At 45.9% G+C, this 6,854-nt stretch carries 9 protein-coding genes; all 9 read left to right on the top strand.

Annotated features, from left to right (window positions below):
• Positions 1–177: 177 nt before the first annotated feature.
• On the top strand, positions 178–1,047 hold the full coding sequence (locus QUB77_RS31065) for a KilA-N domain-containing protein (RefSeq protein ID WP_333180855.1): 870 nt from the start codon (positions 178–180) through the stop codon (positions 1,045–1,047).
• 20 nt (positions 1,048–1,067) lie between these two features.
• The gene (locus QUB77_RS31060; RefSeq protein WP_333180856.1) at positions 1,068–2,471 is read left to right on the top strand and encodes a transposase; all 1,404 of its coding nucleotides are present in this window, start codon (positions 1,068–1,070) and stop codon (positions 2,469–2,471) included.
• Positions 2,472–2,755: 284 nt separating this feature from the next.
• The gene (locus QUB77_RS31055; protein ID WP_333180857.1) at positions 2,756–4,189 is read left to right on the top strand and encodes a hypothetical protein; all 1,434 of its coding nucleotides are present in this window, start codon (positions 2,756–2,758) and stop codon (positions 4,187–4,189) included.
• 159 nt (positions 4,190–4,348) lie between these two features.
• Positions 4,349–4,729 carry a hypothetical protein gene (locus QUB77_RS31050; RefSeq protein ID WP_333180858.1) on the top strand — a complete coding sequence of 127 codons (381 nt, stop codon included), beginning with the start codon at positions 4,349–4,351 and terminating at the stop codon, positions 4,727–4,729.
• The gene (locus QUB77_RS31045) at positions 4,722–5,159 is read left to right on the top strand and encodes a hypothetical protein (protein ID WP_333180860.1); all 438 of its coding nucleotides are present in this window, start codon (positions 4,722–4,724) and stop codon (positions 5,157–5,159) included. Before QUB77_RS31050 ends, QUB77_RS31045 begins: the two co-directional genes overlap by 8 nt.
• The gene (locus QUB77_RS31040) at positions 5,156–5,665 is read left to right on the top strand and encodes a hypothetical protein (RefSeq protein WP_333180861.1); all 510 of its coding nucleotides are present in this window, start codon (positions 5,156–5,158) and stop codon (positions 5,663–5,665) included. The genes QUB77_RS31045 and QUB77_RS31040 overlap by 4 nt, the downstream gene beginning before the upstream one ends.
• On the top strand, positions 5,666–5,929 hold the full coding sequence (locus QUB77_RS31035) for a hypothetical protein (RefSeq protein WP_333180863.1): 264 nt from the start codon (positions 5,666–5,668) through the stop codon (positions 5,927–5,929).
• Positions 5,920–6,204 carry a hypothetical protein gene (locus tag QUB77_RS31030; protein WP_333180865.1) on the top strand — a complete coding sequence of 95 codons (285 nt, stop codon included), beginning with the start codon at positions 5,920–5,922 and terminating at the stop codon, positions 6,202–6,204. The genes QUB77_RS31035 and QUB77_RS31030 overlap by 10 nt, the downstream gene beginning before the upstream one ends.
• Complete coding sequence (locus tag QUB77_RS31025; protein WP_333180866.1) at positions 6,195–6,761, top strand: hypothetical protein; 567 nt, start codon at positions 6,195–6,197, stop codon at positions 6,759–6,761. Before QUB77_RS31030 ends, QUB77_RS31025 begins: the two co-directional genes overlap by 10 nt.
• Positions 6,762–6,854: the final 93 nt, after the last annotated feature.

The raw sequence follows: 6,854 nt of genomic DNA, 5'->3' as shown, positions 1-6,854 counted from the left end.
TTTAGTTGTTATGGCTTTTGGAGCCATACTAGCCATCCTTGAGTATTGTTACTCATTTTGACTAAACGAATCGCACTCTTGTGCTTTTATCATAGCACATTTGTCAACCCTTAGCCACTACCACACGGTCACAAATATGTCAAGACAGTTTTTGATTTTAGTGGAGGGTTTTTCAATATGGGCAAATTACCGAGTTACAGTATGGACTACAAAGGTTTTGCAATCCATCGTCAACATAACGGTGGGCTAGTGTGTCTGACTGATATGTGGAGAGCTATGGGGTCTGTCATATCCCATGAAGCAGATCGGTGGCTTCAACTAGAGGATACCTGTCGTTTGCTGTTGCAGTTGGTGCTTGAAGCCAAGCCCGAATTAAAACCTACCATATATGAACTTGTGGAAACCAAGCCCGCACAAAGCTCGACCAAAAGTTTCAAAAAGGCATATAGAGGTTGGACAAAACAAATTAAACAACTAGCTATTGATGCTGGTTTAATGACCATCAAGAGAGGCAGTGGTAAGGGTTGTGGAACTTACGCGATCGACAAATTAGCTATTGATTACGCTAAGTCATTGTCTCCAGAGTTCTATGTGTGGGTACTCGCTGCTGTCAAAGAACGAATTGAAGAGGATGCTGACCCAGAGCTTGGCATTCTCCGCAGTCGCCAACGAGCAATTAAAACTTGGGAAAAACAAGGCAAAAGCCGTGAATATATTGGAGCCCGTCTTGACTCTATTCCCAAAGAAGACTCCTACGAGACAGCTTTGTATGAACATGGGGTTCAGGTTCCACAGCATTTTGCTCGCTGCAAGGCGATGGTATATCAGCCTATCATTGGCGGTACTAAAGATTTCCGAACAGCAAGAGGATTGAAACAAGGACAAAACTGCAAAGATGGCATGACTATAGAGGAACTGGCTGCTACAGATTTTGCCAAAGTTCTCAGTGCCAAGCGGATCAACACACTCAATCCTAATGGGGTGAGCTCATGCGCTAGCATCTCCCATTCCACAGCGCAGCAAGTTGCTCATCTGCTCAATCAGTAGCTTGGTTAACTTAGTACACTATGCTGCTTGCTTACGTTTACAAGCTGAATCCATCGCCCAAACAAACTCAAACAATCGAGCGGTGGATTCATTTGCTTCGCTTGCAATACAACTTTAGAGTTAGGGAGCGGACAGAAGCCTACGAGCAAGCAAGATTCCCTGTAATGGGGAACTACTGCTTCATCGAAACTCAAGCCGAGTGTTGTCCCCTTGCTTGCTCGTTAAGCAAAGGTGCTTTGTACGGCAATCCTTGGACAGCAAAAGGCAAGAAAAGGACTCCGCTAGCTCAACAAGATGCCAATCTGGTTGACCTGAAGCAGGAGCGTCCTTGGTATAAAGAAATCTCTCACCATGTTTTGCAACAAATGCTGAAACAGGTTGATGCTGCTTTTGGGCGCTTTTTCCGAGGATTGGGCAAATATCCGAAAACAAAGCGGCAGGGTAAATTTCGCTCTTTCACCTACCCGCCGGGAGATGTCGCCTTTAAAGGGAACAAAGTCCGACTTCCCGGTATTGGCTGGATGTCGTTTTTTCAGTCCCGACCGTTTCTTAATGGTTTCAGCATTCGTTCCGCCACTGTTGGAAAAAAAGCAGATGGCTTTTATATTTCTGTTCTCTTGCAAGATGAGTCAGTTCCAGATGTTCCGGCAGCGAATAAAGTTAAAACAGCAGTAGGAGTAGATCTGGGTATCAAGAAGTTAATGTCTCTGAGTACGGGACAAACCATTGCCAATCCCAGATTTTATCAACAGATGGAGCGTCCGCGAGCGCGACTAAACCGTGCTGTCAGCCGCAAGGTTTTAGGTTCCCGCCGCAGAAGAAAAGCCTGCCAGCGCTTAGCAAGACTGGAACAAAAAGTTGCTAATCGACGAGAGGATTACCAATGGAAGATAGCTAATAGCTTGGTCAAGCAGTTTGACCTGATTGTGTTCGAGAATCTTAATATTCAAGGCATGATGGCACGCTGCAAACCAAAGCAGGATGAAAACGGAAAGTATCTGCCTAACGGTCAGTCTGCTAAATCTGGACTAAACAAAGCCATTGCTGATGCTGCTTGGGGTTCCTTAAAACAGAAAGTCAAGATTTTGTCCGAAAGGGCGGGCGTTCTGGTTTATGAAGCGGTGCCTCACTTTAGCTCTCAGGAATGCAGCGAGTGCGGGTATGTCAGTCCCACAAATCGAGATCAGGAAAAATTTATCTGTGAAGAATGCGGTTATCATGAGGATGCCGATGTGGATGCTGCAAAAGTTATTTTGCAGCGCGGTCTGGATGGACTGGGAATCTATTTGGATGCTGTACCGAGAGTCCCTCGGAAACAGGATAAAAGTACGCCCGAGGAGCCTGTTGGAAGACAGGGAAAATCATCCGCGTTGGTGGGTGAGCCTGGGAACCCTAAGAGAATTCCAGCAATTGGAGTTATTTGAGTGGAGGGGAGTTTGAGCGATCGACTCTCGGCCTTTACGGCTGTCAATTGAAATCAGGTGTGTCTCACCAAGTGGCGATTGCCCAAAAACCAGGCATTTTCTCAAAAACGGAGAGGGTGGGATTTGAATTAGCGCTTAGTTCTCACTCGACGAGTTTACGTCGTTCTAGCCATTCTTTATCCCCACTCTGAAAGTCCTTTTTTGGATTTGAGCGAATACCGAGCGACTTGCTGTACGCTGTCTACAGCAAGCAAACTCGGCATTCTCATACTAGGGAGCGAAAGATGAGCGAAAAATCTTATCCAGTCACAGCAAGTACCACCGCTGACTACCTGATTGGCTATGAGCGGATTCTGGACTACTTTAAACAAGCCCAAAAAGAATGCCCCAAAGGAGTGGGTCTAAAAAGAGACAGCAAAGCTAGCGGTGGCTACATAACACTTCAATTCAAGTTGGGTGTCAAGCGAGTCAATAAAGCCTGTGGGTGTTACCTGACTATGCAAGGTATTACTGATGCTTTGAGGCGGGCTCACCTAGTCGCTAGCGCTCTAGAATCACTAAAAACCGAGTCTCAGTTTTTGGCTTGGTATGATGATGTGATTCTAGAAAAAAACGTCATCAAGAATGATTTGATGACGTTCGGTGAAGCGATAGCAAAAGTAGAAAAAGAATATTGGGATGGACACACAAAGCGTCGTCAACTGCGCGACAAGAACAATGCTAGCCACCAATACAGTTGGCGATGCGTTTACGGACACTATTTCAAGCTATTACCACAAAATACTGTCGTGAACCTGGCAGACATTCTGCTAGTAGTTCACAGTAAACAAGTAGGAACTAAATGTTTTAAGAACTGCTTGTGCGCCATGCGTAAGCTTGCTGAGACTGTTGGCAACACTGACTTGCTTATTCACCTTAAAGAAATTAACAGCACGCAGACACAGTTCAGAGAAGACCTTCAGTCTATATCAGTTGATGAATTTTTGAGATTTCACGCAGAAGTTTTGGCTATCTCCGATGATAAACGATACAACTTAGAGTCGCGCAAACGATGGCTGTGGGTATTCTCGATGCAGATGGTGTATGGTTTTCGAGTACATGAAGTGTTTGCGATCCAGAACGTCCACGAACCGTTTAAGACGAAAGATGGCATTACTATCCCGGCACTGAGTGAACCAAGTAACGCAAAAATGATTGCCGTAGTAGGGGAAAAAACCAAGTTAGAAACCACAACTAAGACTGGTTATCGATTGTGTGTACCAATGCTTCCTCCTACTCACTCTGATTTAATCGAACGCTTGGGAATTAAATTAGGGCAATTGCCTGAAGTTAAGTTGATATCGAGCAATCCAAAGACGATTTCTGGTGCATACAATGACCGTGCGTGGGCTACTTTAAAAAGATGGAATAAGGGCTTTACCCAATCTCACGCCTTACGCCACCTGGCTAATCTCAACGGTCAAATGGCGGGGATGTCTCAGGAGACAAGAGCTAAGAGTTTAGGGCATTCAACACAGATGAATGAAGGCATTTATAAAAAACGAGCCAATACTCAGACAACGATTGATTTACTAACTCATTCCACAACAGAAGCTATTCCATTGGCTAGTGCGATCGGGGTGCTTAAACAGTTGGGAAGTGACGGGAAAAGTATCAAACTGCTAGCCGCTATTTACGGCATTACGTCCGACGAAGTGATGGAGTTGCTAGCCGAATAATTTGAAACAAAACTTTACAGTCCCGGTGTTGACAAGGGATTGTAAGTCTGCAATCGTGAGTAACTAAGGAAGATTGATGCGCGGTAGAGCGGTGTTGGCACACCGAACTAACCACGACTTCCCCAACCGTTCAATCACAACGTTTGGAGCTTAATAATCATGCCAGATTTACTCCCTTCTACGGAGGGGCGATCGCAATTCTTATTGACTTGCGATTCGGTTGAGACTGTTTTAATCGACCGCGAAACGCTCAGCGAGCTTAATAAAGCTTTGATAGAAGCGCTAGAAGGATTTGAGGAATGCGAGCGGTGGCAAGAGTTTGTCCATGTGGCTCAGCGCTACTTAACAGAAAGTACGGAGACTCAATACTCTCAAGTTGAAGAGTTAGAGCATCCCATCAACAGCGCCCTCCTGTTCCTTGAAACCTGGTCGGACAAATCTCCCGATGCACTGGGTCTTTCTATTCACCAAATAGCTGAGTCCCAAAAAGTTTTGTACTCGATACTGGCTTTCAGCCGGATGGGGGGCGGGGATGACTAAGCCCGCCATCAACTACCGTCGCATTGACAAACTCAGGGCGATCGCCTTTGACCGCGGCTTCACCAATGAAGACGCCAAACAGTTCGGAAAACTCAGCAAAACTGCCACGTGGGAAGCGCTGCTAGAACTCTACCTCGTTGACGGTGAATCGCTAGACAGCTTGCTAGACACGCCACTAGACACTGTAGACAGCACTGGTGTAGACACTGTAGACACCCTTGACTGGACTAACGACGGTTCATTCCCCGTGTGTTTCGCCCGCCAGAATTCCACCAGCTTTTTAGACTGGGTTGACTTCGGGCAACTCGTCGCACTCGTGCTCGCATCGGCGGGAGTGTTTGTGCTGGCAATGTCCATGTGGCGACAAATCAACCCCCTGAATTTATTTCCCCCAGTCCGCGTAAACATTCAAATTGGGACAAAATTATGAGCTTACAACTGCGACTGTTCGGTGGTAAATCCGATGCTGGAAAACTTACTGCCAGCAACGATGGTGGACACGCAATCGACAAATCTAAGGTTTTAGCCAGCACTGACGCAAGTGTCATCACACCACTAAATCCTGGTAATTTTTCCAGCATTCGTAGTGTTCCCGTAGTTACCGCACCGCGCTACTTTACCAAGGAAGAAGCGGACGCCGTGAAGGACTTAGCAAAGGAAAAAACCGACGGTGCAAAACAATCTAAACGCGCCTATGAAGCACTGGCAAAAGTTGAAGAAGCCGATGCTAAAGTTCACCGCCATCACCGCAAATACGAAGGTGCTGTAGCCGACAACGAACTGAGTAAAAAGCGCTCAGACACTCGACTGGCTAAGCACTTACACAATTTGCGTCCTGGTTATGCGCGACTGGGGCTAGGGATTGATAAAGCTGACAGTGATGCCCGCGCTCGCATTGATGAAATTAAAGCCCAGTTGACGGGAGGGACTAACTAAATGAAAGCGATGTATCTGGCAAATTATTTTGTTGCCGGATGCGTCGCTTTCTCCCTTTTAGGGTGGATAGCGAGCCTGCATCCGATGGCAATGAAAGCGGTTTTATTCCTGTTAGCAGCAATTGCAATTGCTTGGGGGCTGAGTTGGTTGCTTGACTACTCACTGAGCAAGTTGATAAAGATTTCAGTCACCGACTTACAAGCCTTGTTAATCGGCGGTTTAGCGATGCTGCTGATTGGTTTGGGGGTGTTTCTATGCAGTTAGAGCTGAGTTCAGATTTTTTTGTCAATCTTTTCTCGCATTTTGTCGAAGAAATAAAAACTGAAAACCTGAAAGAATACGCAAGGAATAAGCGACAAAAAAAAGACGAATGTGCAATTTTTGACTGGGATTTTACCGACTTACAGTACGAATTTGAAGACAGAGTTGCCGCTGCTCTAGAAAAAGCGATTCGAGCTGAAAACCTTGATTTTGAGAAAGCTGCTAGCGAAATCAACAATCATTCAAGCAAGTTATTTGAGGGGGAATCATGCAGCTAAAACTGTTTGTGTTGAGTGCGTCCTCTGTCGTGCTGTGGTTGGTTCCACTAGCAGCACTAGACAAAAAGCTAGACACTCACAAAGCGCTGCAAGGTGTTAGTTTGTGCGCTGCAATTGCTTGTGCGGTTTCGGCTGGCAACATCGCCCGCCAACTGTCTGAGCAAGGGGAAATTGAGGCAATCAAAACCAGGGCAATTACTGCTGATGTGGTGGATGAAATCGCCGTCAGCGCCTATGTAAGTCAGCAGCAGAGACAGCAGGAAGCTGAGGCGATTTTGACTTCCTCCGTGGAAGATGTGGAATCTGCACGGGAAGTGCTGGAAGCCATATACAGCAAAGACTCCGAGGAACCGGAAGTAACTACCCTAGCTACCGCTTCTGAGCCATCTGAGCTAGATAAAGCGCTGTATGCGGAAGTCTGTAAGTCACGGGAAGTGGGTAAATCACCTACTTGGATTATTGAGAATATTCTCAAAATGAAGGGGAGAAAGTTCGCAGACGGCAAGGCAAAATTGCAAGATTTACTCAATCAATTTGAGGGGCGAGATAATGACTAAACTGCCAAACATCCCAACTATAGCAATCCTAAATGATTTTCTGTGTGTAACTATATTGACGTATTTTGGGGAAATCAAATGTATGTTCGTTAG

The organism is Microcoleus sp. AT9b-C3 (assembly GCF_036705485.1).
GTDB lineage: Bacteria > Cyanobacteriota > Cyanobacteriia > Cyanobacteriales > Microcoleaceae > Microcoleus.
This window is presented reverse-complemented; position numbering and strand designations above follow the sequence as displayed.

Coding starts and splice junctions, on each gene's coding strand:
- QUB77_RS31045 (WP_333180860.1), top strand. CDS start 4,722: ATGACTAAGCCCGCCATCAACTACCGTCGCATTGACAAACTCAGGGCG.
- QUB77_RS31040 (WP_333180861.1), top strand. CDS start 5,156: ATGAGCTTACAACTGCGACTGTTCGGTGGTAAATCCGATGCTGGAAAA.
- QUB77_RS31035 (WP_333180863.1), top strand. CDS start 5,666: ATGAAAGCGATGTATCTGGCAAATTATTTTGTTGCCGGATGCGTCGCT.
- QUB77_RS31030 (WP_333180865.1), top strand. CDS start 5,920: ATGCAGTTAGAGCTGAGTTCAGATTTTTTTGTCAATCTTTTCTCGCAT.
- QUB77_RS31060 (WP_333180856.1), top strand. CDS start 1,068: ATGCTGCTTGCTTACGTTTACAAGCTGAATCCATCGCCCAAACAAACT.
- QUB77_RS31025 (WP_333180866.1), top strand. CDS start 6,195: ATGCAGCTAAAACTGTTTGTGTTGAGTGCGTCCTCTGTCGTGCTGTGG.
- QUB77_RS31055 (WP_333180857.1), top strand. CDS start 2,756: ATGAGCGAAAAATCTTATCCAGTCACAGCAAGTACCACCGCTGACTAC.
- QUB77_RS31050 (WP_333180858.1), top strand. CDS start 4,349: ATGCCAGATTTACTCCCTTCTACGGAGGGGCGATCGCAATTCTTATTG.
- QUB77_RS31065 (WP_333180855.1), top strand. CDS start 178: ATGGGCAAATTACCGAGTTACAGTATGGACTACAAAGGTTTTGCAATC.